Source organism: Pacificimonas aurantium (assembly GCF_020092905.1).
In the GTDB taxonomy this organism is placed as follows: Bacteria; Pseudomonadota; Alphaproteobacteria; order Sphingomonadales; family Sphingomonadaceae; genus Pacificimonas; species Pacificimonas aurantium.
Genome location: NZ_JAGSGB010000001.1, coordinates 977,654 through 1,003,217, shown reverse-complemented (window position 1 = coordinate 1,003,217; position 25,564 = coordinate 977,654). Strand labels below are relative to the sequence as shown.

At 64.0% G+C, this 25,564-nt stretch carries 23 protein-coding genes and 1 pseudogene; 13 read left to right on the top strand and 11 right to left on the bottom strand.

From position 1 onward, the window contains the following. The first annotated feature begins 10 nt into the window (after window positions 1-10). Both tatB and tatC read left to right on the top strand, forming a co-directional pair. On the top strand, window positions 11-397 hold the full coding sequence (tatB, locus tag KCN53_RS04840; RefSeq protein WP_088711191.1) for a Sec-independent protein translocase protein TatB: 387 nt from the start codon (window positions 11-13) through the stop codon (window positions 395-397). After that, complete coding sequence (gene tatC / locus KCN53_RS04835) at window positions 394-1,191, top strand: twin-arginine translocase subunit TatC (RefSeq protein WP_088711192.1); 798 nt, start codon at window positions 394-396, stop codon at window positions 1,189-1,191. The genes tatB and tatC overlap by 4 nt, the downstream gene beginning before the upstream one ends. Before the next feature lie 105 nt (window positions 1,192-1,296). On the opposite strand, the gene KCN53_RS04830 is transcribed toward tatC, so the two are convergent. Together KCN53_RS04830 and KCN53_RS04825 are read right to left on the bottom strand one after the other, a co-directional pair. Continuing rightward, the gene (locus KCN53_RS04830) at window positions 1,297-1,422 is read right to left on the bottom strand and encodes an entericidin A/B family lipoprotein (RefSeq protein WP_088711193.1); all 126 of its coding nucleotides are present in this window, start codon (window positions 1,420-1,422) and stop codon (window positions 1,297-1,299) included. A gap of 111 nt (window positions 1,423-1,533) precedes the next feature. Next, window positions 1,534-1,680 carry an entericidin A/B family lipoprotein gene (locus KCN53_RS04825; RefSeq protein WP_088711194.1) on the bottom strand — a complete coding sequence of 49 codons (147 nt, stop codon included), beginning with the start codon at window positions 1,678-1,680 and terminating at the stop codon, window positions 1,534-1,536. A 389-nt stretch (window positions 1,681-2,069) separates the two neighbouring features. Between KCN53_RS04825 and KCN53_RS04820 the strand changes: the two genes are divergently transcribed. The 3 genes from KCN53_RS04820 to KCN53_RS04810 all read left to right on the top strand — a co-directional run bounded on the left by KCN53_RS04820 (window position 2,070) and on the right by KCN53_RS04810 (window position 4,236). Beyond that, window positions 2,070-2,249: a hypothetical protein gene (locus KCN53_RS04820; RefSeq protein ID WP_088711195.1), complete on the top strand. Its 180-nt coding sequence runs from the start codon at window positions 2,070-2,072 to the stop codon at window positions 2,247-2,249. Window positions 2,250-2,359: 110 nt separating this feature from the next. Continuing rightward, window positions 2,360-3,709, top strand: coding sequence for an acyl-CoA dehydrogenase family protein (locus KCN53_RS04815; protein WP_088711196.1), 1,350 nt, complete (start codon window positions 2,360-2,362; stop codon window positions 3,707-3,709). Window positions 3,710-3,747: 38 nt separating this feature from the next. Next, window positions 3,748-4,236 carry a flavodoxin family protein gene (locus tag KCN53_RS04810; RefSeq protein ID WP_088711197.1) on the top strand — a complete coding sequence of 163 codons (489 nt, stop codon included), beginning with the start codon at window positions 3,748-3,750 and terminating at the stop codon, window positions 4,234-4,236. 31 nt (window positions 4,237-4,267) lie between these two features. Here KCN53_RS04810 and KCN53_RS04805 read toward each other — a convergent pair whose 3' ends face one another. Then, window positions 4,268-5,557, bottom strand: coding sequence for an adenylosuccinate synthase (locus tag KCN53_RS04805; RefSeq protein ID WP_088711198.1), 1,290 nt, complete (start codon window positions 5,555-5,557; stop codon window positions 4,268-4,270). A 145-nt stretch (window positions 5,558-5,702) separates the two neighbouring features. Here KCN53_RS04805 and KCN53_RS04800 point away from each other — a divergent pair, with 145 nt between their 5' ends. Further along, window positions 5,703-6,509: an aldo/keto reductase gene (locus tag KCN53_RS04800; RefSeq protein ID WP_088711199.1), complete on the top strand. Its 807-nt coding sequence runs from the start codon at window positions 5,703-5,705 to the stop codon at window positions 6,507-6,509. 7 nt (window positions 6,510-6,516) lie between these two features. Here the strand turns inward: KCN53_RS04800 and KCN53_RS16015 are convergent, their stop codons facing one another. The 4 genes from KCN53_RS16015 to KCN53_RS04785 form a co-directional block, all read right to left on the bottom strand. After that, window positions 6,517-6,651, bottom strand: a complete 135-nt coding sequence (locus KCN53_RS16015; RefSeq protein ID WP_263434957.1) for a hypothetical protein — start codon at window positions 6,649-6,651, stop codon at window positions 6,517-6,519. A 10-nt stretch (window positions 6,652-6,661) separates the two neighbouring features. Further along, complete coding sequence (locus KCN53_RS04795) at window positions 6,662-7,783, bottom strand: ATP phosphoribosyltransferase regulatory subunit (protein ID WP_263434956.1); 1,122 nt, start codon at window positions 7,781-7,783, stop codon at window positions 6,662-6,664. Further along, entirely contained in the window at window positions 7,780-9,357 is a 1,578-nt protein-coding gene (gene serA, locus KCN53_RS04790) for a phosphoglycerate dehydrogenase (RefSeq protein WP_088713296.1), read from the bottom strand. Before serA ends, KCN53_RS04795 begins: the two co-directional genes overlap by 4 nt. Before the next feature lie 112 nt (window positions 9,358-9,469). Further along, window positions 9,470-10,639 (bottom strand): phosphoserine transaminase, encoded by a 1,170-nt coding sequence (locus KCN53_RS04785; protein ID WP_088713297.1) that lies wholly within the window; start codon window positions 10,637-10,639, stop codon window positions 9,470-9,472. 247 nt (window positions 10,640-10,886) lie between these two features. Here KCN53_RS04785 and KCN53_RS04780 point away from each other — a divergent pair, with 247 nt between their 5' ends. Further along, window positions 10,887-11,567 carry an extensin-like domain-containing protein gene (locus KCN53_RS04780; protein ID WP_224199366.1) on the top strand — a complete coding sequence of 227 codons (681 nt, stop codon included), beginning with the start codon at window positions 10,887-10,889 and terminating at the stop codon, window positions 11,565-11,567. A gap of 37 nt (window positions 11,568-11,604) precedes the next feature. Further along, on the top strand, window positions 11,605-12,870 hold the full coding sequence (locus KCN53_RS04775) for a DUF418 domain-containing protein (protein WP_172406147.1): 1,266 nt from the start codon (window positions 11,605-11,607) through the stop codon (window positions 12,868-12,870). Here KCN53_RS04775 and KCN53_RS04770 read toward each other — a convergent pair. Then, window positions 12,854-13,567: a c-type cytochrome gene (locus KCN53_RS04770; RefSeq protein WP_088711201.1), complete on the bottom strand. Its 714-nt coding sequence runs from the start codon at window positions 13,565-13,567 to the stop codon at window positions 12,854-12,856. The two genes, KCN53_RS04775 and KCN53_RS04770, sit on opposite strands and share 17 nt — an antisense overlap. Before the next feature lie 123 nt (window positions 13,568-13,690). Between KCN53_RS04770 and KCN53_RS04765 the strand changes: the two genes are divergently transcribed. Next, window positions 13,691-14,584, top strand: coding sequence for a prephenate dehydratase (locus tag KCN53_RS04765; RefSeq protein ID WP_088711202.1), 894 nt, complete (start codon window positions 13,691-13,693; stop codon window positions 14,582-14,584). A 59-nt stretch (window positions 14,585-14,643) separates the two neighbouring features. Here the strand turns inward: KCN53_RS04765 and sppA are convergent, their stop codons facing one another. Beyond that, complete coding sequence (gene sppA / locus KCN53_RS04760) at window positions 14,644-16,524, bottom strand: signal peptide peptidase SppA (protein WP_088711203.1); 1,881 nt, start codon at window positions 16,522-16,524, stop codon at window positions 14,644-14,646. Window positions 16,525-16,784: 260 nt separating this feature from the next. Between sppA and groES the strand changes: the two genes are divergently transcribed. The 3 genes from groES (at window position 16,785) to KCN53_RS04745 (ending at window position 20,795) form a co-directional block, all read left to right on the top strand. Next, complete coding sequence (groES, locus tag KCN53_RS04755) at window positions 16,785-17,072, top strand: co-chaperone GroES (RefSeq protein WP_088711204.1); 288 nt, start codon at window positions 16,785-16,787, stop codon at window positions 17,070-17,072. A gap of 51 nt (window positions 17,073-17,123) precedes the next feature. Next, on the top strand, window positions 17,124-18,779 hold the full coding sequence (groL, locus tag KCN53_RS04750) for a chaperonin GroEL (protein WP_088711205.1): 1,656 nt from the start codon (window positions 17,124-17,126) through the stop codon (window positions 18,777-18,779). 198 nt (window positions 18,780-18,977) lie between these two features. Further along, the gene (locus tag KCN53_RS04745) at window positions 18,978-20,795 is read left to right on the top strand and encodes a sensor domain-containing diguanylate cyclase (protein WP_172406148.1); all 1,818 of its coding nucleotides are present in this window, start codon (window positions 18,978-18,980) and stop codon (window positions 20,793-20,795) included. Window positions 20,796-20,805: 10 nt separating this feature from the next. Here the strand turns inward: KCN53_RS04745 and ligD are convergent. After that, window positions 20,806-23,249, bottom strand: a pseudogene (gene ligD / locus KCN53_RS16010) (DNA ligase D). Next, entirely contained in the window at window positions 23,242-24,075 is an 834-nt protein-coding gene (ku, locus tag KCN53_RS04730) for a non-homologous end joining protein Ku (protein ID WP_088711207.1), read from the bottom strand. The pseudogene ligD and the gene ku overlap by 8 nt, the downstream one beginning before the upstream one ends. A gap of 100 nt (window positions 24,076-24,175) precedes the next feature. Between ku and KCN53_RS04725 the strand changes: the two genes are divergently transcribed. Next, window positions 24,176-25,540, top strand: coding sequence for an MATE family efflux transporter (locus tag KCN53_RS04725; RefSeq protein ID WP_224199361.1), 1,365 nt, complete (start codon window positions 24,176-24,178; stop codon window positions 25,538-25,540). The last annotated feature ends 24 nt before the right edge of the window (window positions 25,541-25,564 follow it).

The following is a 25,564-nucleotide window of genomic DNA, read 5'->3' as shown; positions in this document are numbered from 1 at the left end:
CAACCGGGCCATGCCCTTTTTCGATCTGGGCGGCTTCGAGCTATTTTTCATCGCGATCGTCGCTCTTCTGGTGGTGGGACCAAAGGACCTGCCGCGGGTGATGAGAACGGTCGGCCGGGCCGCTGCGAAGGTTCGCGGGACCGCGCGCCATTTCAAATCCGGTATGGACGAGATGATCCGCCAGGCGGAGCTCGACGAGATGCGCGAGAAATGGGACCGCCACAATGCGGAAATCATGCGCGCGCACCCGAACGCACAGGCACCGGGCCTTCCCGACCCACCGCCCTCCTCAGCTCCCAAGCCGCCGGAAGACGGACCGCCGCCATCTTCGTCCGAGACACCGGGAACAGCGCCTGGCCCATCATCCCCGTCAGCTGACCGGAAGGGCGAGCCGTGAGCGATAGCCGCCCCGACGATATCGACGACTCGCGCGCGCCGCTGCTCGAACATCTGACGGAGCTGCGGACGCGGCTGCTGTGGTCGGTCGCGGCGCTGCTGCTCTTCTTCTTCGCCGCCTTTGCCGTTTCCGACGAGCTCCTTGCCTTTCTCGGCCAGCCGCTGCTGGAGGCCTATGACCGGGTGGGCGACGGAACGCGCCAGACGTTGATCTACACGAAGCTCTACGAGGCCTTCTTCACGAAGATAAAGGTCGCGTTCTTCGCGGCCTTTCTGTTCGCTTTCCCGATCATCGCAAACCAGGTCTGGGCCTTTGTCGCTCCCGGCCTGTACAAGAACGAGAAACGCGCGCTGCTGCCCTTCCTGATTGCGACGCCGGTGCTGTTCTTCCTCGGTGCAGCGCTCGCTTACTACATCGCCATGCCCACCGTGTTTACCTTCCTTCTCGAAATGCAGGGGGAAACGGCCGGGGTTTCGCTGCAGGCCCTTCCCGCGGTCGGCGACTATCTCAGCTTCGCAATGAGCCTGATCTTCGCCTTCGGCCTGTGCTTTCTCGTGCCGATCGCGCTGATGCTGGTCGAACGAGCGGGGCTGGTGACGCTCGAGCAGCTAAGGGGCTTTCGCCGCTACGCCATCGTGGCCGCCTTCGTCATCGCGGCCATTGTCACGCCGCCGGACGTCGTGTCGCAGTTCATGCTCGCCGTGCCGATGATCGTGCTTTACGAACTGTCGCTGGTCGCGATCCTCATCACACACCGCAGGGCCGCAAAGCTGGAGCGGGAAGCCGCTGAGTAGCCTGAATGGCCGCAGGCCATTCAGATAAACACCCATATCAGGGGCAAAGAAAAGGGGCGTACGCCGCACGGCGCCGCCCCTGTTTCGCATCTGGCTCAGTCGAGCTCAGTCAATCGCATCCTCACCGGCTTCGCCGACGGATTCGATGTCCTCGCCGACACCCTTGACCGTATTGCATGCTGCCGTGGCCAGGCCGAGCGCCAGCATCACAGGAAGAACTATCTTACGCATATCGCCTCCTTAGCGGTCCCCCGCCCGGAATGACGCACCGGACAGCGACCAGGTTCCCGGGCCGGGCCCTGCGCAGCCCTTCAGGCTGGCGCACTCGACGAGCAATGAACGCTAGGCGTCGCCGTCATTCACTTCGTCCGTGGCATCTTCGACGGCATCGCCGGCGCTTTCCACATCTTCGCCCATCCCGTCCCAGGTATTGCACCCGGCAAGCGCGAGGCCGAAGGCCATGGCGGCGGAAATATATACCTTTTTCATCGACGTAACTCCCTCTTTCCTACGGAGGTGAACAGCCCCAGGCGGGCATGGTTCCGTGCGTATGGAGGGGCGAGCCTGGTCGAACGCAGGGTCGTGCGCTGCAGGCGAGAGTTGGAAGCGGGGAAAATATGAAGCCCGGGTTCATGCCGGTTGGGGGGGAAGGGGCATGAACCCGGGCCTCTGTTATCAGACAGCGAGAGCGGGGGGGGGATATCATTCGCTATCTGACCCAAAGAACGACAAAAGAGGGCAGGTGTTCCGATCCGGTCCGAAAATTTTCCCCTCGTTCTTTTGTTAGCAAGCTGCCGTGTCGGTTGCTGCGGCCGGCGGCACTTCGGGGAACGCAGGCCCGCGACGCACCGTTCGAGAAACGGAAAGAGAGCGTGACTATGACCGACAATCGGAAACCACCTGAAAGCCCGCCCGAAGTCGAGCCTGCCGAAGACGAGGATGCGCAGCGGCCGAACGAGGAACTGAAGCGCGAGACCGAAAATCCCGGCGAGAGCGTCGATGAGGTTCAGGAAGACGAAAAGGGTCTCCCGCCCGGCAGCAAGACCAGTTGGAACTGAGCCGGTCGGAAAGACGCGCCGACTGGCCTCCTCACAACCCTGTTAATCTGATGCGTGGACCGGGGCCACGCACACGCTCATGGTCGCCCGATAACAGGGAGAGATTGACCATGGACTTCGCGCTACCGGCAGAACTGACGGACTATCTGAAGAAGCTGGACGACTTCATCGACGCGGAAATCAAACCGCTCGAAGAGGAAGACGACAATGATCGTTTTTTCGACCACCGGCGCGAATGGGCGCGCACCGATTTCGACAATGACGGCTTGCCGCGTCCGGAGTGGGAGCAACTGCTCAGGAAGGCCACGCGCAAGGCCGACGAGGCCGGCTTCTGGCGATTTTCCGCGCCGGAAAAGTTCGGCGGCCAGGGCGGATCGCATCTGTGGATGGCCGTCATTCGCGAATATCTCGCCGCGAAGGGGCTGGGCCTCCACAACGACCTGCAAAACGAGCATTCGGTCGTTGGCAACTTCCCGTTCGTCGAGATGTACGAACAGTTCGGGTCCGAGGAGCAGAAGAAAGAATTCATTCAAGGCGGGTTCGACGGCTCCCGGCGCGTGGCCTTTGGCCTGACCGAGCCGCATCACGGCTCCGACGCCACTCATATGGAGACGACCGCCACTCCGGAGGAGCGCGACGGAACGCCCGGCTATCTGGTGAAGGGCGAGAAGATGTGGACGACGGGCATGCACGTCGCAACGCACTGTGCCGTCTTCGCGCGCACTTCCGGCAAGGACGGCGATGCGCGCGGAATCAGCTGCCTGTTGGTGCCCGCAGACCAGATCGAAGTCGACGAGTATCTGTGGACCTACAATATGCCCACCGACCATCCGCGGGTTACGATCCCGGGAGTCTGGGTGCCGGAAACGGCGCTTCTCGGCCCGCTCGACGGCGGCCTCGCCATTGCCCAGAGTTTCGTTCACCAGAACCGCATCCGGCAGGCCGCCTCCTCGCTAGGCGCGGCGGTCTATTGTATCGAGGAAAGCGTGAAATATGCCCGCGCGCGAAAGCCGTTCGGGCAGGAGCTGTCACGCAACCAGGCCATTCAGTTCCCGCTGGTCGAGCTGTCCACCCAGGCCGAAATGCTGCGCTGGCTGATCCGCAAGACCGCATGGGACATGGACAACCTGCCCCATGTGGAGATCGAGAAGCAGATCTCCGACAAGGTGTCGATGTGCAATTACTGGGCGAACCGGCTTTGCTGTGAAGCCGCCGACCGTGCCATCCAGGTGCATGGCGGCCTTGGCTATTCCCGCCACAAGCCGTTCGAGCACATCTACCGCCACCACCGCCGCTACCGCATCACCGAGGGCGCCGAGGAAATCCAGATGCGCAAGGTGGGCGCCTATCTGTTCGGCTATCTCGGCCCCAAACGGAAAGAGCTGTCGGACGTCGACTATTCGGAGGTCGATCACAAGGTCTCCCAGATCCGGCCGCGCATGGGGGCTGCGCCAAAGTGAGTCTGGCAAGGCATTGGCTAGCTGCGTAGAGCCAGCCCATGCCTCGGCTTCTGATCGTCTATCATTCGAAGACCGGCGGAACCGCGCAGATGGCTCGGGCCGCCTTCGAGGCTGCAGACAAGGAGGAGACCGAAGCCCTCCTTGTGCAGGCGGAAAATGCCGGACCGGACGAGCTGCTCGCGGCGGACGGCTATCTGTTCGCCGCGCCTGAGAATCTCGCCGCCATTGCCGGCGTGATGAAGGATTTCTATGATCGCAGCTACTATCCCGTGCTCGGTAAGCTGGACGGGCGGCCATATGCGCAGATGGTCTGCGCGGGCTCGGACGGCGAGAATGCCGTGAAGCAGACGGCGCGCATTGCGAAGGGTTGGCGGCTGAAACCGGTAGCGGAGCCGATCATCATCTGCACTCACGCCGACTCGAAAGAGAAGATTCTCGCCGACAAGACGATCGCTCAGGCGGACCTCGACCGCTGCGCCGAAATGGGACAGGCGCTAGCCGCAGGCCTGGCTATGGGAGTTTTCTGAAGCGCGCTAAAGCGCGCCTGGCATCCTACTGTCAGCCTGCGAACGGATCGGTAACTAGGATCGTATCCTCGCGCTCGGGACTGGTCGAAACCAGCGCCACAGGTACACCGATCAGCTCTTCGATGCGGCGAATATATTTGATCGCCTGCGCCGGAAGATCGGCCCAGCGCCTCGCCCCGACAGTGGACTCGCTCCAGCCCTCGATCTCTTCATAGACCGGTATCGCGGCGAGCTGGTCTTCCGGACTGGCAGGCAGATAGTCGTAGTGGGTGCCGTTGACGTCGTAACCGACGCCGATCTTCAACGTCTCGAAACCGTCAAGCACATCGAGCTTCGTCAGTGCGATCCCGGTCACGCCCGAGACGACCATCGACTGTCTTACCAGGGCAGCATCGAACCAGCCGCACCGCCGCTGGCGACCGGTGACGGTGCCGAATTCATGCCCGCGTTCGCCAAGGCGCCTTCCGACCTCGTCTTCCAGCTCGGTCGGAAAGGGCCCGGAGCCAACGCGCGTCGTGTACGCCTTGACGATTCCGAGCACATAGCCAGCCGCGCCCGGCCCCAAGCCGGATCCGCTCGCCGCCGTTCCGGCAACTGTGTTCGAACTGGTGACGAAGGGATAGGTGCCGTGATCGACGTCGAGCAGCACGCCCTGCGCCCCCTCGAACAGGATGCGCTTCCCTTCGCCGCGCGCCTTCGCAAGGTCGTGCCAGACAGGCGCTGCATAGGGCAGTACCTTCGGCGCGATCTCTCTCAGATCCTCAAGCAGCCGGGCGCGGTCGATAGGCGGCTCACCGAAGCCCGCACGCAGGGCGTTGTGGTGCGCCTCGATGCGGTCGAGCTGCCGTTCCGCCCGCGCGGGATCGGCAAGATCCGCAATGCGAAGCGCCCGGCGGCCGACCTTGTCCTCGTAGGCCGGGCCGATACCGCGGCGGGTGGTGCCGATCTTGCCGACGCCCGACGCATCCTCACGCAGCGCATCTAGGTCCCGGTGAAAGGGCAAAATCAGGGGACAGGTTTCGGACACCCGAAAATTGTCGGGTGTGATCGTGACGCCCTGGCCCTGCAGCTTCTCGATTTCCGAAGCGAGCGCCCAGGGGTCGAGCACGACCCCGTTGCCGATGACCGACAGCGTCCCGCGCACGATACCTGAGGGGAGCAGGCTGAGCTTGTAGGTCTGGTCCCCGACCACCAGCGTGTGCCCGGCATTGTGGCCACCCTGAAACCGGACGACCACATCCGCGCGGGCCGACAACCAGTCGACGATCTTCCCCTTGCCTTCGTCGCCCCACTGCGCGCCGATGACGGTAACGTTGCTCATGAAAATCCTTCGTTTCTGCCCGCTGCGGGCTGCGGGAGCGGGCTAGGCCGCAGAGGGCCGGAGCGCAAGCGCGGAAGCCGGATCGGACGCGGCGGGCGGCGCGTTGAATCGGGGGAATCGAACTAGGCAGGACACAGATATACACATGATACAGACGTTGACGCTCAATGACGGACGCCGCATGCCGCAGCTCGGCTTCGGCACCTACAAGATCGACGATGATGCAGCCCCCGATGCCGTCCGGAGCGCCCTCGGGATCGGCTATGACCTGGTCGACACCGCGGCCGTCTATGGAAACGAGCAAGGCGTCGGAACGGCGCTGCAGGATTCGGACGCCTTCCTGACCACAAAGGTCTGGAACGAGAGCCAGGGTTTCGAGCGGGCGAAGAAGGCGTTCGAGAAGTCGCTGAGCCGCTTGGGGCGTGACAGCGTCGACCTGCTGCTGATCCATTGGCCGTGCCCGAAGCAGGATCTCTACGTCGAGACGTGGAAGGCCTTCATCGAGCTGCGGGAAGCGGGCAAGGCCAAGTCCATCGGGGTCTCGAATTTCCGCGAGGAAGACCTTGCCCGTATCATAACGGAAACCGGCGTGACCCCGGCCGTGAACCAGATCGAGCTTCACCCCGCCTTCCAGCAGCACGCGCTGCGGCGGCGACATAAGGATCTGGGCATCATTACACAAAGCTGGTCACCGCTCGGCCAGGGTGCGGGCCTAAGTGAGGCGGTTATTTCCGACATCGCAGCCGAAACGGGGCAGCCCGCGTCCGCGGTCGTTCTGCGCTGGCACCTTCAACACGGTCTGTCGCCGATTCCGAAGGCGTCCAAGCCAGACCATATGCAGGCAAACTTCACCGCCCTCTCCTTCGAACTGAGCGAAGAGCAGATGGCGCGGATCGACGAGCTCGACGATCAGAATGGGCGCATCGGCCCCGAGCCGGGCAGCTTCGGTTAGTCGCCCTTTACAGCGAGAGCGGCATGAACAGGCCGAGAATCGCGAGCGCGAGCGCCGCCGCAGCAACGAAGATGGCGACCGTCGAAATACTGGAAGCCTTTTGCGCCGTCCGGCGGAGTTCTTCTGCTTCCTCTTCGGTCATGGCGAGGGCTTCACAGTGCCTTTGGTGCGCCGTCCCAGACATGGGTACAGGCATTGGCTTCGGCAGTGTCCTCATCGAACAGCGCAGCTACCGTGACCCATCCGTCCGCGCGAAGCTGGCTTCCGACTTCGGAGCCGGTACCCAGCGGCAGGAAGATACGCGGCGTGTCGAGACTGCCGAGACCGGCTTCGACCAACGGATCGACATAAAGGGAAAACCCCACCGCCGGCTCCTCGCTGCCGTCCGGATGGCGGATCGTATAGGTTCCGCCGCGGCCGATCTCGCCGGCGACGCCCTCGGCATAAAGGCTGAAGCCAGCCCAGCTCTGATACTCGAAGCCCAGCCTCTCGGTGGGGTCGAGCGAGACCGCGCCGTAGCGTCCAGCTAGATCTGCAAGCGATTCGGCAGCCTGCAGCCGCGCATCGAAGTTCGCGCCCATATCGGCAGCGCGCAGCCGCGCCAGCGACCGGCCCACCGGCCCGGCAGCATCGATCAGGAAAGCATAGTCTCCGCCGTCCGCGGCGAGGAGCGCCGCCTGGTCCTTTCCGTCGAGCGCCGCCTTCACAGCTGCAAGATCGGCGACGGGCCAGCGTGTTTCCGCCAGTTCGTCGACCAGCGACGGCAGGGTGAGGTCAACCGAAATGCCGCTCGCCCCGCTCGCCGTCAGCGCCTCCAGCGCCACCATCAGCACCTCCTCGACGGCGCGCAGGTGGTCGCTGCCGATCAGTTCGGCGCCAAGCTGCATCGACTCGCGCGCCGAACTGACCTGTCGGCTGCGGACCCAGAGCACCGGGCCTGCATAGGCCAGGCGGACGGGCCGGGGCCGATGCGCCATACGCGTGGCTGCGATGCGGCCCACCTGGGCCGTAATATCGGGTCGTAGCGCCAGCGTACGCTGAGACAGCGGGTCGATCAGGCGCACCAGGTCCTGGGCCTGCGTACCGGCAAGCCGAGAGACGAGGCTGTCCTCGAACTCGACAAGGGGAGGCGAGACGCGGTCGTAACCGTGCGGCCGGATCGCCTCCAGCATTTCGGTGGTAAGCCGCATTGCGGCTCCCGCCCTGGGCGGGAGCCGGTCACGGAATCCCTCGGGCAGCAACCCGAGGGCGATCGGGTCCGCGCGCTCGTTCAAAATCGCAGCGCTTTCACGTCCTGGACGCCTTCGAGACGGCAGATGTCCCACAGCAGAGGTTCGGAAATCTCTCCGTCGACGGACACTAGCATGATCGCCTCGCCGCCGCCGCCGCGACGTCCGAGATTGAACGTGCCGATGTTGATGTCCGCCTTACCCAGGGTCGAGCCGACGGCTCCGATAAAGCCCGGCTTGTCAGCGTTTTCGACATAGAGCATCTGGCCGGACAGTTCGGCTTCCATGCCGATGCCGAACAGTTCGACGAGGCGCGGGTTGTTCTCGCCGAACAATGTGCCGGCGATGGAGCGGGCACCCTTCGAGGTTTCGACCGTCAGGCGGAGAAGGGTGTGATAGTCGCCCTCGCGCTCGTGCCGGACCTCGGCGATGTCGATGCCGCGATCGCGCGCAAGCACCGGCGCGTTCACCATGTTCACCGAATCCGACATCGGCCGCAGCAGGCCCGCCAGGACAGCGGAGGTGATCGGTTTCAGGTTCAGCTCCGACAACGCGCCCTCGGCCTCGACCGTGACCTTGGACAGACCTTCTTCGATCAGCTGGCCGGCAAGCAGACCCAGCTTCTCGGCAAGAACCATGTAGGGCTTCAGCTTCGGTGCATCCTCGGCACTTACCGATGGCGTGTTGAGCGCGTTGGTGACGGCGCCCGACAGCAGATAGTCGGACATCTGCTCGGCCACCTGGATGGCAACATTCACCTGCGCCTCGGTCGTCGACGCACCGAGATGCGGCGTCGCGACGAAACCGGGCGTGCCGAACAGCGGGTTTTCCTTGGCCGGCTCCTCGGCGAACACGTCGAGCGCCGCGCCCGCGACATGGCCGGATTCGAGGAGGTCCTTCAGCGCCGCCTCGTCGATAAGGCCGCCGCGCGCGCAGTTGACGATGCGCACACCCTTCTTGGTCTTCTCCAGATTCCCGCGGCTGAGGATGTTGCGGGTCTGGTCTGTCAGCGGCGTGTGCAGGGTGATGAAGTCGGCCTGGGCCAGCACCTCGTCCAGCGTACCCTTGCGAATGCCCAGCTCCTGCGCGCGCTCCTCGGTCAGGAAGGGGTCATAGGCAATGACCTTCATTCGAAGGCCAAGCGCGCGGCTGGCGACGATGGAGCCGATATTGCCCGCACCGATGAGCCCCAGCGTCTTGCCGGTCACTTCGACGCCCATGAAGCGGGACTTTTCCCACTTGCCGGCCTGGGTCGAGGCGTCGGCCTCGGGCAACTGACGTGCAACCGCGAACATCAGCGCAATGGCGTGTTCGGCGGTGGTGATGGAATTGCCGAACGGCGTATTCATGACGACGATACCGCGCGCGGAGGCGGCGTTCATGTCGATATTGTCCACGCCGATGCCGGCGCGGCCGATGACCTTCATATTGTCGGCGGCCGAGAGGATGTCCTCGTTCGGCTTCGTGGCGGAACGGACGGCGAGGCCGTCATACTCGCCGATGATCGCCTTCAGCTCTTCGGGGCTGAGGCCGGGCTTTTCGTCCACCTCGATCCCGCGATTGCGGAACACCTCGGCGGCTTTCGGGGACATTTTGTCGGAAATCAGAACCTTGGGCATGACGAAAATCTCCAATCAAGATTTTCGTCATTCCGGCGCAGCTCGCGGGCCGGGTGGCGAAAGGAAAGATACCCGTTCGCCCGCTCCGCCCGGCTGCCGCCGGAATGACTAATCAGTTTGCGTGCGAAGCCTTCACTTCTTCGAAGGCCCATTCGATCCAGGGCAGCAGGCGCTTCACATCTTCGGCGTCGACCGTGCCGCCGCACCAGATGCGCAGCGACGGCGGCGCGTCGCGATAGCCGTTGAAGTCATAGCCGACGCCGCGTTCTTCTAGCATCGAGACGATCTTCTTCGGAACGCCGGCCTTGTCCTCGTCGGACAGCGATTCGTACCAGTCGCCGCCAAAGACCATGCAGACGCCGGTATTGGTACGCTTTGCCGGATCGGAGACCATGTTGCTGATCCAGGGTGTCGCTTCGATCCACGCTTCGAGGATGCGCGCGTTTTCATTCGCCCGCTCGAACATCGCCTGGCGGCCGCCGATCGACTTCGCCCACTCAAGCGCGGCGATATAGTCTTCGGTCGCGAGCAGCGAAGGCGTGTTGATCGTCGCTCCTTCGAAGATGCCCTGGTTGATCTTGCCACCCTTCTTCAGGCGGAACAGCTTGGGCAACGGCCAGTCGGGGTCGTAGCTCTCGATACGCTCGATAGCCTTCGGCGACAGGATCAGCATGCCGTGCTGGGCCTCGGACCCCATGACCTTCTGCCAGGAATAGGTCGTGGCATCGAGCTTCGGCCAGTCCATCTCCTGCGCGAAGATGGCAGACGTGGCGTCGTTGATCGTCACGCCGGAACGTCCGGACTCAAGCCAGTCGGTATTCGGAATGCGCGCGCCCGACGTCGTCCCGTTCCAGGTGAAGACCACGTCGTTATCCTGGGGAATGGATGCCAGATCCGGAATTTCGCCATAGTCGGCATCGAGAGCGGTGAGGTTTTTCAGCTTGAGCTGCTTGACGGCGTCTTGGATCCATACGTTGCCGAAGCTTTCCCAGGCTGCGACCGTCGCGGGCTGCGGGCCGAGCATGGTCCACATCGCGCATTCCAGCGCGCCGGTATCGGAAGCCGGCAGGATACCGACGAGATAGTCGTCGGGGACGCCGAGAAGCTCCCGGCTGAGGTCGATGGCATATTTCAGACGCGCCTTGCCGATCTTCGACCGATGCGACCGGCCGAGCGATTCGGTCTTCAGCTTATCTAGGGACCAGCCCGGGAACTTTGCCGTGGGACCGGACGAGAAAAAGGGGCGCTCGGGTTTGAGCGTGGGTTCATTAGACACTGATATTCTCTCCTTACAGAGAGCGCGCGCCGCGTTGGGACGGCGTGGCCCGCCGCCGCAATTAGGGTCGGCAGTCCGCGAGTCAAATGTTCCTTTCGAGACATCCAAAGGCTGGACGGAGGCATGACGGGCGGAAACGGGCGCGTGCTCGCATTCCCCAAATCGACGAATGGAGCCCGGCGCGGGTTCCGCAGCCCCCAAGCAGATGCAGCAAGCAGATGACGTCGGCGCCTCTCCATTCTATCGAGCGGACATGCGGTCTCTTTCGATGCGTCCGGCCCCCGGCCTTGTTCTCACCGTAGCGCTTGTCGCCCTGGCCAGCGCCTGCGCCGGGCCGCGACCCGTTGTGCGATCGCAGCCCCCCGTCGACCGGCCCGCCGACACTCCGCCGCCATCCGGTGCACCTGCACCCGCCTGCTATGCCAGCCTCGACCGTCTTCCGATCGAATACCGGCCCCTGCCGCCCCGTCGTACGACCGAGGGTTGCGGTTTCGACGACGGCGTCCAATTGCTCGATATTGGCGTGCCCGTCCCCGGCCTGACCGCGATCTCCTGCCCGGCGGCGGCTTCGCTCTACAAATGGATCAGCGAAGACGTTCAGGGCGCGGCCGCAATCCATTTCGGCAGCCGCGTGGTGCGCATCCAAAGCTGGGGGACCTATTCCTGCCGCCCGGTCAATTCCCGGCCCGGCGGGCGGCTGTCCGAGCATTCCTACGGCAACGCCGTCGATATCGCCGCATTTCATCTGGAGAACGGGAAAGTGATTCAGGTGGAAAGCGGCTGGAAGGCAGGGGGCGACGAGACTGCCTTCCTGCGCGACGTTCACAAGGCGGCCTGCAACCGGTTCGAGATCGTCATCGGCCCGGACGGAGATGCGTTTCACCGCGATCATCTGCACATGGATATGGGACCGCGAGGCCCCTATTGCCGATGATCTGGTGCATCATGGCGAACGGGGGCGTCGGCGGGCAATGAGCGCGCCGCTAGCCGCGCCGACCACCGCCCGAGACCGACTCCCGTTCCTAGATGGTCTGCGCGGGATCGCGATTTGCGGTATCCTGTTCGTCAACATCTGGATCATGGGCAGCGTTGCGGGGATCGAGCGCGACCCGCGTATCGGACCCAGCTGGACAGGGCTCGACCAGGCCGTCTGGTGGTTTCAGATGGTGTTCGTGGAAGGGACGATGCGCGGCCTCCTCTCCATGCTTTTCGGGGCAGGCTTCGTTCTGATGGCAAGCCGGGGAATGGGCGCGGCGACCTACTACAGGCGCACCGTCCTCCTGATCCTGTTCGGCCTCGTGCATTCATACCTGCTGCTCTGGCCCGGGGACATCCTTCTCATCTACGGGCTGGCGGGCCTCCTTCTCTGGTTCGCCAAGGAGATGGAGCCGCGCCAGATGATCGGAGCTGGCGTTGCCGGGCTGGTCCTCCTGACCGGCCTCGGCCTCGGCGCAAGCGCCGGCCTCATGAACATGCGCGCGTTCGCGGAGGGGGCGGCAGCGCGCGGCGCGGACGAAACCGATCAGCGCGTGTCAGACTGGAGCGCCTATCTGGAGAAGCTCGCCCCCAGCGACGACCGCGTGGCCGAGTCCCGTCAGGCGCGAGCCGGCGGCGTTGCGGAGAATGTTCACTACAAGGTCGGCATTGCGAACGAGCTCAACAGCCTGTCCGCCTCACGCATCTGGCTGTTCGAGCCGATTGCGATGATGCTGCTCGGCGGCGCATTGATGCAGCTCGGCATCCTTTCGGGACAGGGCCAGCCCTCGGCCTATAGATGGATGCTTGCCGCCGGCTACGGCCTCGGCATTCCGCTCAATATCGCCGAATGGTGGCAGCAATGGCACAGCGGCTTCGCGGCCGAAATTCCCATGCTGCTCTGGTCCGACCAGCCGGGCCGCGTCCTTGTCACACTAGGACATCTTGGCGCGCTGGGCTGGCTCTACACCGCGGGCCGTGCCGACGGGCTCATGCGCCTCTTCGCCCCAGCCGGGCGACTCGCGCTCACGACCTATATCGGCCAGACGATGATCTGCCAGTGGCTGCTGTTCCCCGGCTTCGCCCTCGATCAATATGACCGGTTCGGAATCGCGGCTCTATGGGGCCTCGCCATTCTCATTCTGGGTCTGCAGATAGCGTTCAGCCACATCTGGCTGAAGCACTTCCGTTACGGTCCACTGGAATGGCTGTGGCGCTGGGGGACCTATGGCAGGCCCCCGCCCCTTACTCGCCTTCGCTGACCTCGTCGGCGTCGGTCGTGTCCTGATTTTCGGCAGCGGGGCCACCGATATTGCTCTCAGGCACCTCCTGCGCGTCCGCCAAGTCGGCTTCCGGCACGTCCTCAGCCTTCGCGGCCTCGGGGCCGGTGCCTTCCGGATCCTCGGCGGCGAGCTCTTCCGGCAGCGGCGGAGCGGGCAAGTCGATCTGGCCACCCATGTCATGCAGATAGGCGAAGAGGTTCGCGCGGTCCTGCACATCGGACAGGCCCGCGAAGGACATGACGTTGCCGGGAATCGCGGAACGCGGGCTCTCGATATAGGCGTTCAGCTTTTCCCAGTCCCAGTTGCCGGGCTCTTCCTCGAGCGCGCTGGAATAGGCAAAGCCAGCATGGCTGCCGACATCGCGTCCGACGACGGCCCACAGGTTGGGACCCTGCTTGTTCGCACCGCCCTGTTCGATCGTGTGGCAGGTCGCGCACTTCTTGAAAACGGCTTCGCCGCGGGCCGGATCGGCCTGCTGCATGGCGAGCGCCAGTTCGACCATCGGGTCGACTTCGTCTTCGGCAGCGCCGGCTTCCTCGGGAACGTCAACAAAGAAGCCCATTTCCTCGGGCCGGTCGGTATCGAACGCGGCGCCGGAAACGATGCTGAGGCCCAGGACGGCGATTGCCGCCGCCAGTACCCAGCCGATGATCTTGTTCCACTCGAAACTGTCCACGAGGTGTCGGTCCTTTGAGAAGATACAGGCCTGCGCCGCAACGGGCGCGCGAAATCGCCGCCTTCATAAGGAGACCGTGCAATCTTGCCAAGTCGGTGCGACTTGGTGAGGGAAGGCCGCGCCATGGATACCTACCCGCCGAAAGCCCGAGAGCTAGTATCGCGCCTGTCGCAAACCGCAGAGGCCTCCCCCGAAACCACCGCGGCGTTTCAGGGTGCACCCGGCGCCTATTCACATCAGGCTGTGCGTGAATTGTTTCCCGACTTCGCCCCGCTCCCCTGCGTCAGTTTCGGCGCGGCCATAGATGCCGTGAGCGAGGGCCGCGCACGTTACGCGGTGATTCCCATTGAGAATTCCCAGCATGGCCGCGTAGCCGACATCCACTTTCTGCTGCCCGAAAGCGGCCTGTCGATCACGCATGAGCATTTCGTCCGCGTGTCGCACTGCCTGCTCGCCCGTCCGGGAACGCGGCGCGAGGAGGTGCGCGAGGCGTTCAGCCATGCCCAGGCACTCGGCCAATGCCGCCGCCGCCTGGAAGCGTGGGACATAAAGCCCCGGCCCACATTCGACACCGCCGGGGCGGCCGCGCTTGTAGCCGAAGAGACAGCGCCCGGACGAGCGGCAATCGCGTCCGCGCTCGCCGCCGAACTCTACGGCCTCGACATCCTGGAGCGGGGTATCGAAGACGCAGAACATAATACCACGCGCTTCGTGGCCCTGTCCCGGAAACCGGCAAGTCTGCCGGCCGAAGCGGACGTCATGACCACTCTTATGTTCGAAGTACGCTCCGTTCCCGCCGCGCTGTTCAAAGCTCTGGGCGGCTTCGCCACCAATGGCGTCAACCTGACGAAGATCGAGAGCTACCTGCGCGACGGAGTTTTCCAGGCCGCCGAATTCTACATCGATATCGAGGGACATCCCGATCAGCCGGAAGTGGCCCGCGCCATGGACGAGCTTGGCTATTTCACCAAATGGGTTCGCGTCCTTGGGACATATGAGCGGGCACGCGCTCGGTAGCGCACCGCGGCGAGCCGCCTGAAAGGCGATCCAGCCAAGCGAAGCTACGCCCGCCGGGATTAGTCGAGCAGCGCTTTCACGACTTCCAGCATGCCGGTCCTTTCCCTCGGTTGCACGGGACGGCCCGCCATGTCGCAGCTGAGACACCGTGCCTGCATGGCCGGCCCCGCTGCCACCGCGGCTGCGTCGATGGCGGCCCGCTCAAGAACCGCCCGCTGCTGCGCTAGGCGCGTATCGATGGCGGAGTGGGGGATGGTGGCCGACACGCGCGCCTTCGCATCCATCTCGAGGAAGTCCTCGGCCAGCTGCACGAAGAACGGCTTCGGCTCGCGCACTTCCACGACCGCAAGCTCGCCGACCGAATAACCGGCGGCTTCCTCCGCCGCCGCGACAGCGTCTTCCAGCGAGCCGAACCGGTCGACGAGGCCGAGCTGCCGGGCGGCACCGCCGGACCAGACCCGGCCCTGGGCGATCTCGTCAACTCGCTCCGGGTCCAGGCCCCGGGCTTCTGCGACGATGCCTACGAACCGGCGGTAGATATCCTCAACCGACAGTTGCAGAAGCTCCTCTATCGGAGCGCTTAGTCCGTCGGCGAGGTCGGGAGCGCCGGACAGAGGGGTCGTCCCAACCCCATCGGCGTTCACACCGATCTCGGCAAGCGTGTCCTCGAAGGTCGGCAAGACCATGAAGACCCCGATGGAGCCGGTGATCGACGTCGGCGCCGCCACGACCGTATCTGCCGCGGTCGCCACCCAGTAGCCGCCGGATGCCGCCACCGGACCGAAGCGGGCGATGACGGGCAGGCCCTCCGCGCGCGCCTGCAGAAGCGCCTGACGGATCGTTTCCGAGGCAGTGACCGAACCGCCCGGGGAATCGATGTTGACGACCAGCGCCTTTATATCGCTGTCCGCGACGGCCAGTTCGACCAGGTTCGCGATCGTTTCGCCCCCGGCGGTGCCTGCCGGGGCTTCGCCATCGACGATCGTTCCCGTCACGTCGATGATGCCGACGGCATCGCCGCCCGGCTCGGAGACTGTCTCGAGATACGCCCAGAAGTCGGTCGCGAGATACCCGCCCGGCATGTCGTCGGCATCGCCCACCCGTTCGGCCATCAGCTGCTCGAAGGTCGCCCTGGTTTCGAGGCGGTCGACAAGCCCCGCCTCCAGTGCTGCGCGCGCAAAGTCGCCCCCGGCGTTTCTTACCTGGCCGGGAAGGTTCTCCACATAAGCAGAGAGGTTCGCCTGCGGCCGCGCGGCTTCCGCGTCCTGCAGATAGTTTGCCCACAGATCATCCGCGAGGGCCTGCCGCGCCCGGCGAGCCGGTTCCGACGCCTCGGTGAGCGTATAGGGCTCGACCGCGGACTTGTAGGTTCCCACGCGAAAGACGTTGACGTTGACGTTCAGCTTTTCCAGCGCCTCTCCAAAATAGAGCTGCGAGCCGCCGGGGCCCTGCACCAGCACCGTTCCGAGCGGCGCCAGGGAGACTTCGTCCGCATGGGCCGCGATCAGCCAGCCGGCGTCCAGATAGGCGCTGGCAAAGGCATAAACGGGCTTACCGCTTTCGCGGAACTCCACCACCGCGTCCGCCACCGCCTGCACGTTGGCGAGGCCGCCGCCGAGAAACCCGTCCATGTCGAGAACCACGGAGTCGATACGGTCGTCGCCGGCTGCCCGCTCCAGCATGCGCACCAGTTCGCGCGTTTCGATTTCCGGCGCGATCTCTGCACCTGTGAACAGCGCGACGGGATCGATGTCCTGCCGCTGGGTCACGAGGAACCCGGTCAATGGCACGGTCAGCGCACCGCCACCCGCCACCTGGGGAAGCTCCTCCTCCTGGTTCATAGCCGTGACGATACCGGCAAAGATCAGCACCATCAGGAGGAGGACGAGGAAGTCCTTGATGCCGACAAGAAGCTTCCAGAAGCCTTTTAGGAGAGCCATGGAGGAAATACTGCTTTCGCTAGGGTCTTGCCCACAAGGTAGTCACACACCAGCTTCAGTCCAACCGCGACGTAGCGTCTAGGGCAAATTGCCCGCTGGTTCACTCGCCCGGCCGGGCTGCCGGGTCACGAAAATTTCGCAATCGGCCAATGTTGACAGCGGATGAACTGCTGCACATATCGCTCGCCGTTGGCACTCTCCACGTTGGAGTGCCAACGCCAGTTTTTCACATCCATTCATAACGAGAAGGGTGACGCAACATGAACTTCCGTCCTCTGCACGACCGCGTTCTCGTCCGCCGTATCGAGGCCGACGAAAAGACCGCGGGCGGCATCATCATTCCGGACACCGCCAAGGAAAAGCCGCAGGAAGGCGAAGTCGTCGCTGCCGGTTCGGGCGCGCGCAACGATGCCGGCGAGATTTCCCCGCTCGAGGTGAAGGCAGGCGACAAGATCCTCTTCGGCAAATGGTCCGGTACCGAGGTCAAGATCGATGGCGAAGACCTGATCATCATGAAGGAAAGCGACATCCTCGGCATCATGGCCTGAGGCAGCGGCTTTTCTTCTTTTCTTCCAATCTATTACGAAAGGTAGTCAGACATGGCAGCCAAGGACGTAAAATTCGGACGCGATGCGCGCGAGCGCATTCTCAAGGGCGTCGACATCCTCGCCGATGCCGTCAAGGTCACGCTGGGTCCCAAGGGCCGCAACGTGGTCATCGAGAAGAGCTTCGGCGCGCCGCGCATCACCAAGGACGGTGTGACGGTCGCGAAGGAAATCGAACTTAAGGACAAGTTCGAGAATATGGGCGCGCAGATGGTGCGTGAAGTGGCCTCCAAGACCAACGACGTGGCCGGCGACGGCACGACGACGGCGACGGTTCTGGCCCAGGCGATCGTCCGCGAGGGCATGAAGTCGGTCTCCGCCGGCATGAACCCGATGGACCTGAAGCGCGGCATCGACCTCGCCGTCGACAAGGTCGTCGAGAACCTGAAGAGCCGCAGCCGCGAAGTTTCCGGTAACGAGGAAATCAAGCAGGTCGGCACGATTTCCGCGAATGGCGACGCCGAGGTCGGCGACATGATCGCCAAGGCCATGGACAAGGTCGGCAAGGAAGGTGTGATCACCGTCGAGGAAGCCAAGGGCCTCGTGTCCGAGCTCGAGACGGTCGAAGGCATGCAGTTCGACCGCGGCTACCTGTCGCCCTATTTCGTCACCAACCCCGAGAAGATGAACGTCGAGCTCGACAACCCGTACGTCCTCATCTTCGAGAAGAAGCTGTCGAACCTGCAGGCGATGCTCCCGATCCTGGAAGCCGTCGTCCAGTCCGGTCGTCCGCTGCTCATCATCGCGGAAGATGTCGAGGGCGAGGCGCTGGCCACCCTGGTGGTCAACAAGCTGCGCGGCGGCCTGAAGATCGCCGCGGTTAAGGCTCCGGGCTTCGGCGATCGCCGCAAGGCCATGCTCGAGGACATCGCCATCCTGACCAACGGTCAGATGATCAGCGAGGACCTCGGCATCAAGCTCGAGAACGTCACGCTCGACATGCTCGGCCAGGCTAAGCGCGTCACGATCGACAAGGACAATACGACGATCGTCGACGGTGCCGGCTCTGCCGACGACATCAAGGCGCGCGTCGAGCAGATCCGCGGCCAGATCGAGACCACCACGTCCGACTATGACAAGGAAAAGCTGCAAGAGCGTCTCGCAAAGCTCGCCGGCGGCGTTGCCGTGATCAAGGTCGGCGGTGCCACCGAGGTCGAGGTGAAAGAGAAGAAGGACCGCGTCGACGACGCGCTGCACGCCACGCGCGCGGCCGTCGAAGAAGGCATCGTCCCCGGCGGTGGTACCGCGCTTCTTTACGCCAAGACGGCTCTCGAGGGCCTGGAAGGCGCCAATGACGACCAGACGCGCGGCGTCGACATCGTTCGCAAGGCGCTCGAAGCTCCGGTGCGCCAGATCGCGCAAAACGCCGGATTCGACGGTGCCGTCGTGGCCGGCAAGCTGGTCGACGGCAAGGATGACACGCAGGGCTTCAACGCTGCGACCGACACCTATGAGAACCTGCTGAAGGCCGGTGTGGTCGACCCGACCAAGGTCGTGCGCGCCGCGCTGCAGGACGCCGCATCGGTTGCCGGCCTGCTCATCACCACCGAGGCCACCGTCTCCGAAGTCCCCGAAAAGGACAATGGCGGCGGCGGCATGCCCGGTGGCGGCATGGGCGGCATGGGCGGCATGGGCGGCATGGACTTCTAAGTCCGCCTCCCTCACCGCTCTGTCCATGGCAGAGCCAGTTTCGGCCCGGAAGGACACCCTCCTTCCGGGCCGTTTCATATCCTGCGTGCTGGACGGGTGCCGGACGAAATGCCACAAGGCGCACGGGGTCAAGAATCGGGGCGAATGTTTTGGAAAGGGCCGTGCCCGAGAGGCGCGGTCCCGAGGGAGTATTTCCGCATGGGCCCCCCGGCCAGTCCGAACAATTCGGCGTTCGTACGCGCAGCCATCGGCTTTGCGGTCTATTTCGGACTTTCCGCCGCCACGCTCGCCTTGTCGCGCGTGAATGGCGGTCTCGCGATCGTATGGCTGACGAACGGCGTCGTCGTGGCGGCTCTTCTGACCCTGCCGGCGAGGGAACGCTGGATGCATGTCGGCGCCGCGTTCATCGCCATCTGCATCGCATCCGCACTTTTCGGTATCCATCCCACCGTTTCGGCGCTTCTTGCACCCCTTGCCCCTCTCGAATGCGTCCTCACGGCCGAACTGCTGCGACGGCTGCGGCCGCGCATGGACTTTCTGGAGACGGTCGGCGGCGTCGTCGTTTTCACCTTTGTCGCGGGCGTACTCGTTCCAAGTGCAATCGCAGTACCGGCAGCGTTCGTTACCGTACCCTTCACCGATCAGCCCTTCTTCGACAGCTGGTTCCGCTGGGCGGCCGGTCATGGGCTAGGCACTCTCATCGTTATGCCGCTCGCGATCATGCTATGGCGCGGAGAGGTTGCCGACTGGTTCAGGACGAGCACCCGGCGCGAATATGTGGACGCCCTTGTGGCGTTCGTTGCGCTTTCGCTGTTCGCTCTTCTCGTCTTCCTGCAGCCCTTTCCGCTGCTGTTCGTGGCTGTGCTGCCGATGGTGTTCGCCACGCTCGTCGCCGGCAGGGTGGGCGCGTCTGTCGCCCTGGTGATCGTCGCCGCCATCGGGACGACCACGACCCTGATCGGTGTCGGTCCGATCGCCGCACTGGGTGTCTCCTCACCGATCCAGGTTCATGTCCTCCAGCTGTTCCTAGCGGTCACGTTCCTTACCGCCCTGCCCGTCTCGGCCGCTCTCAAGACTGTCCGCTCGCTCCTGCGCCGTGCGGAGGAAAACGAGTCGCACTTCCGGATGATGGCCAGTCATTCCGCCGACGGCACGCTGCGTCTCTCCGAATCGGGGCGCGTCACATACGCTTCGCCTGCCATGGGAAATCTTACCGGTATCGAAAGCGACCGTATGCTTGGCCGGTCCTTCCTGCTGTTTTTCCCAAGGAAAGATCGCGGCCGTGCAAAGTCTGCCATGACCTCCGCTCTGAGGGCCCCGGGCCGGGATGTGTCGCTGGAGCAGGCGTTCGACCGCGCCGATGGCGAACGAATCTATCTGGAGATGATCGCGCGGGCGGTTGAACATAAGGACGGCGGGAAGACGCTCGTCGGCTCGATACGCGACATCAGCGATCATCGCGAGGCGCAGCAAATGCTGTCGAAGCTGGTGCAGACCGACCCTCTGACGCAGATTCCGAACCGCCGTGCCTTCACGGAGAAGATGGGACAGCTGCTGCAGAATCTCCCGGCTACCAGTCCCGCGACGCTGGCGCTTTTCGACCTCGACCATTTCAAGCAGATCAACGACCGGCATGGGCACGCTTCGGGAGACGAGGTACTGAAGACCGTTGCCGCCACCGTCACATTGCAAAAGCGAAGCGGAGATCTGCTTGCCCGCATCGGCGGCGAAGAATTTGCGCTCATCCTGACCGGTGCGGGTCTGGAAGAGGCCGCCCGCGTGTGCGACCGCGTGCGACGCAAGCTCCACGGTCTGGATATCCTGGACGAGGACGGCGTGCCCATTTCCGTGTCGGCAAGCTTCGGTCTGCGACAGCTATGCCGCGGCGACAATCAGGATACGGTCCTGCGCGCTGCGGATGAAGCGCTCTACGCAGCAAAGGCGGCAGGACGAAACCGGGTCTACTGCGCCGAGATGCCGTTCGACGTACCGCGAAAGTCGAGCGGCGCAGCCTGACGGGCCTTTCCTACAATTCCGGAAGCCGCTGATCGGCTTCGCCCCAGCCCTCGAGCGCAGCCGAGGCTGCGCGCCGCTTGAGGCGGTCCAGGTCGTTGACGGAAAATGTGGCGCCGCTTTTATGATCCTTAAGTTCGTTCCAGGAGATCGGTGCCGCCACCGGTGCCCCTGCCCTTGCGCGCGGGCTGTAGGGGAGAATTGCAGTCGATCCGCGCTGGTTTCTCAACCAGTCGATGAAGATACGGCCCTTTCGCTTCGCCTTCGACATGGTGGCCGTAAACCGGTCCGGCTCTGCCTGCGCGATCGCGCGCGCAAAGCGGCTCGCAAAGTCCTTCACCTCCGGCCATTCGGCTGAGGGCGTCAACGGCGCGACGATATGAACGCCCTTGCCGCCCGTCAGCAGCGGGAAGCTGACCAGGCCGGTATCGGCGAGATGATCCCTAACCTCCAAGGCCGCTTTCCGGACGTCGGCGAAGTCCAACCCTTCGTCGGGATCGAGGTCGATGACCAGCCTGTCGGGCTTTTCCACATCCGCGATGCGCGCACCCCATCCATGAAATTCGATCGTGCCCATCTGCACGCAGGCCAGCAGGCCTTCAGCGGTTTCGACATAGAGATAGTCCTGTTTGTCGCCGTCCTTCTCCACGATGGGAACAGCGTGGACATGCGGACCGAAACTGCCGGGGTCGTGCTTTTGGAAGAAGCATTGTTTTTGGCGCCCCTGCGGGCAGCGGACCAGACTGATCGGCCGCTTTGCCGCCCAGGGCAGCATCATGGGCGCAGCGCCACGAACATAGTCGGCCAGTTCACCCTTGGTCACACCCGCATCCGGAAAGACGACGCGCTCCGCGCTCGAAATCTTCACGGCAGGAGCGTTCGCGACCTTCTCCGCGTCAACGGCCCGCTCGCTCTCGACATCTTCGGCATCCTTGTCGGCGCGCAGACCGAGGAAGCTGGCGTGGCGCGTCACGCCCTCCCCTGTCAGTTCCGCGAAGGCGACTTCCGCAACCAGCTTGGGGGTGAGCCACTGCGCCCCCTTCCCGGCGCTCTTCGGCACGTCCAGCGGTGCGGTCTTTCGCTCCAGCCGGCGCATTTTGCCTGCGAGGTCCTCCATCGTTCCTGGTCGAACCCCGTACCGACCTTTCCGCGATAGACGAGATCGCCGTCGTCATGCTGGGCCAAAAGCAGCGACGCGAACGGCCGTCCCGCCTTCGAACTTTTCGACCAGCCGACGATGACGAAATCCTGGCGCCGTGTGCATTTCACCTTCAGCCAGTTACGTGATCTCTTGCCGCGGTAGGGGGCATCCGCCCGTTTCGAGATGATGCCTTCCAGACCCTGCTCGCACATGGCGTCGAACAGCGCCTCGCCCTTGCCCAGAACATGGTCCGAGTAGCGGAGCGCCCCGAAGTTTTGGGGAATCAGCGCGGCAAGCCGTGCCTTGCGTTCCGCATTCGTCTGGCTTTTCAGATCGCGGCCGCCCTGTCGCAGCAGGTCGAAGGCGAAATAGACGACGTTCTCTGCTGCCTTCGATCCGTCGAGCGCCTGCTGCAGCCCCTGGAAACTCGGACGCCCGTCCTCGTCCAAGACGACCAATTCGCCATCGAGAAGCGCGGTCCCGAGCCCGGCAGCCGTTACGGCGTGAACCACGGCGGGGAATTTTTCCGTCCAGTCCTTGCCGTTGCGCGTGAAGATGCGGACTTCACCGTCCGCAGCGGCCACCAAGGCGCGGTAGCCGTCATATTTCATCTCGTGCAACCAGTCGTCACCCGGCGGGACGGCATCGGCTAGAGTGGCGAGCTGCGGCGATTCATATTTTGGCAGCGGCCGGTGGCTTTCCGTCTCGTTATTACCGCCAGCCGGTTCGGCGCCTTCGGCAATCTCTTCCATGGTGCGCCCGGTCTCGACGCTGGTCAGGTAGCGGCCGGTCAGTCCCTCGCTGCTGCCCTTGTGCTCGTCGTCCAGCTTGCGCAGCAGCCAGTTGTCGCGCTTCTCGCCCTTGCGCCGCTTCATGCGCACGAGCAGCCATTCCCCCTTCATGCGCTCGCCATCGAGGCAGAAGTGAAGATGTCCCTCGTCCAGATCGTTCTCGCTCTTGCCTTCGATCGGCTTCCAGGTCCCCCGGTCCCACAGCATGACGGTGCCGCCGCCATATTCCGCCTTCGGAATCGTCCCCTCGAACGTGGCGTAGCTCATGGGGTGATCTTCGGTCTGGACCGCGAGGCGCTTGTCGTCGGGGTCCAGCGACGGCCCCTTTGTAACGGCCCAGCTCTTCAGGACGCCGTCCTTTTCCAGTCTCAGGTCGTAGTGGAGGCGCGTCGCATCGTGCTTCTGCACCATGAAGATGCGGCTGCCCGCCTCTCCGGCTTCACCCGCCGGCTCGGCAGTCCTGGTGAAGTCGCGCTTGGAGTTATATTCCGCCAGCGGATCGGAACTATCTTTGCGCCTAGCCACTGGCCGCCTTTTTCTTGCGGCTGCGTTTCGGTTTCTCGCCGCCTTCGACAGACTGTTTCAGGGCCGCCATCAGGTCGACCACATTCCCGCGCGAAGCAGGTGCCTCTTCGCCCTCTTCCAGATCGACCTTACCGCTTTTCGACTGAAGCTTCTTGTCGATCAGGTCGTGCAGCGCCTCGGCGTAGCGGTCTTCGAACGCCTTCGCGTCGAACGGTGCAGTCTTCTTCTCGATAAGCGTCTCGGCAAGCTCGAGCAGCTCCTCCTGCGGCTCGTCATCGGATATGCTGGCGAAATAGCTTTCGGCATTCCGCACTTCATCGGCATAACGCAGCGTTTCGATGACCAGACCGCGTCCGCAGGCACGCACGCTCACCAGCGTCTCCTTGCCGCGCATGGCAAGCTGGCCCAGGCCTACCTTGCCGCTCGCCTTCAAGGCGTCCCGCAAAACCGTATAGGCTTCCTCGGCAAGCTCGTCCTGCGGTGCGACGAAATAGGGCTTCTCGAAATAAAAAACCGGAATCTCGCCCAGTTCGACGAACTGCGTCAGTTCCAGCGTGCGCTTCGATTCCAGCTTTACGGCGTCGATTTCCTCCGGGCTCAGAAGGACATAGCTGCCCTTTTCATATTCATAACCCTTCAGGATTTCGTCGCGATCGACCGGTCCGACGCCCGGCACCACCTTTTCATAGCGGATCGGCTTGCCGGTCGGCTCGTGGATCTGGCGAAAGGAGATCGAGGCGCCGCTCTTCGCTGCCGGGTAGAGTTCCACGGGGATCGACACCAGCGCCAGACGGATCTGACCCTTCCATACTGCACGCGCGGCCATGTCCGTTCTCCCGCCATCAACCTGACTCCAAAGAGGTTCCCGCCTCGTTGGTTCCGCCGCGGCGCTTTCCCTCTGGCCCGGCGCCCCGTAAGCGCGCACCATGTCGCAAGATGCAAAGCTGGTGCAGGGGTCGATCCGCAGCCACCTCCTCGAACAAACCCTGCCCATGATCTTCGGCGTCGCGGCGATCAGTTCGGTGGGTATCATCGATGCCTATTTCGTGGGTCAGATCGGCCCGCAGCCTCTTGCGGCGATCAGCTTCGCCTTTCCCGTCACCATCGCATTGACCAGCCTGGGCGTCGGCGTCCTGGTCGGCATCAATTCGGTCGTCTCGCGCGGTCTCGGATCCGGCCGCAGGGACCTAGCCGAACGCCGCGCGGGCCAGGGTGTGGCGCTGGCGGCGCTGGTGGGGTTGGCGCTTACCGCCGTCCTGATGCTGCTTCAGGGTCCGCTGTTTTCGCTCCTGGGGGCGAAAGGCGAAACGGCGGCACTGATCGACCGCTACATGTTCCCCTATCTTGCCGGCTATCCCTTCCTTCTGCTCTCTATGGGCAGCAACGGCGTGCTGCGCGCCCAGGGGGCCGCGAAGCGGTCGAGCGGCGTCCTCATCACGATGGCGGCCGCGAACTGGGTGCTCGATCCGCTGCTGATCACCGGATGGGGCCCCTTTCCCGCCTTTGGCATATCGGGGGCGGCGTACGCATCGGCGGGGTCCTTCGTCATTGCCGGGTTGACGGCCTCCACCTTCGCTGCGCGTAGCCAGCTCGGACTTCATCTCGCCCACCTGAAGGATGGCGACCTGCTGGCAGGCATGCGCGAACTTGCGGCGGTCGGGGCACCCGCCGCGGTTTCGAACGCCATCAACCCTGTCGGACTGACGGTCCTGACCGGCTTTCTGTCCTCTTATGGTGACGATGCGGTTGCCGCCTTCGGCGTGGCCGGACGCATCCAGACCTTCGCCGTCGTGCCGCTGCTGGCCATGTCGTCTTCCATCGGCGCGATCGTAGGCCAGAACTGGGGTGCCGGCCGGCCGGATCGCGCACGCAAGGCGCTGTGGGAGGCGGGGGGCTTCTGCCTCGCCTACGGCACCGCTATCGCCGCGCTGCTGGTCGCGTTCCGGGGCGAAGCCGCGCGCCTCTTCTCCGACGATCCGGCAATCATCGACGCGATCGGCCTTTACCTCCAGATCGCCGCCTGGGGGTTCGGCGGCTATGGCATTCTGATAGTAACGAACGGAGCGCTGAACGGCATTGGCCGCGCCGACCGCTCGTTCCTGCTCTCGGTCATCCGCGTTCTGGCAGTAATGGTGCCGGTCGCCTGGCTGGGCGGACACGTGGCCGCCGAAGCGGGCGTGTATGGCGGCGAACTGACGGCGAATCTCGCCGGGGCGGTCCTGGCCTATCTCTTCGCCAGGCGATACCTCCGCGAAGACTCCTGTCCCGCCGCGCAGAAAACAGCCGCCTGACGCCGGAGGGCGAGCCGGTCAGGA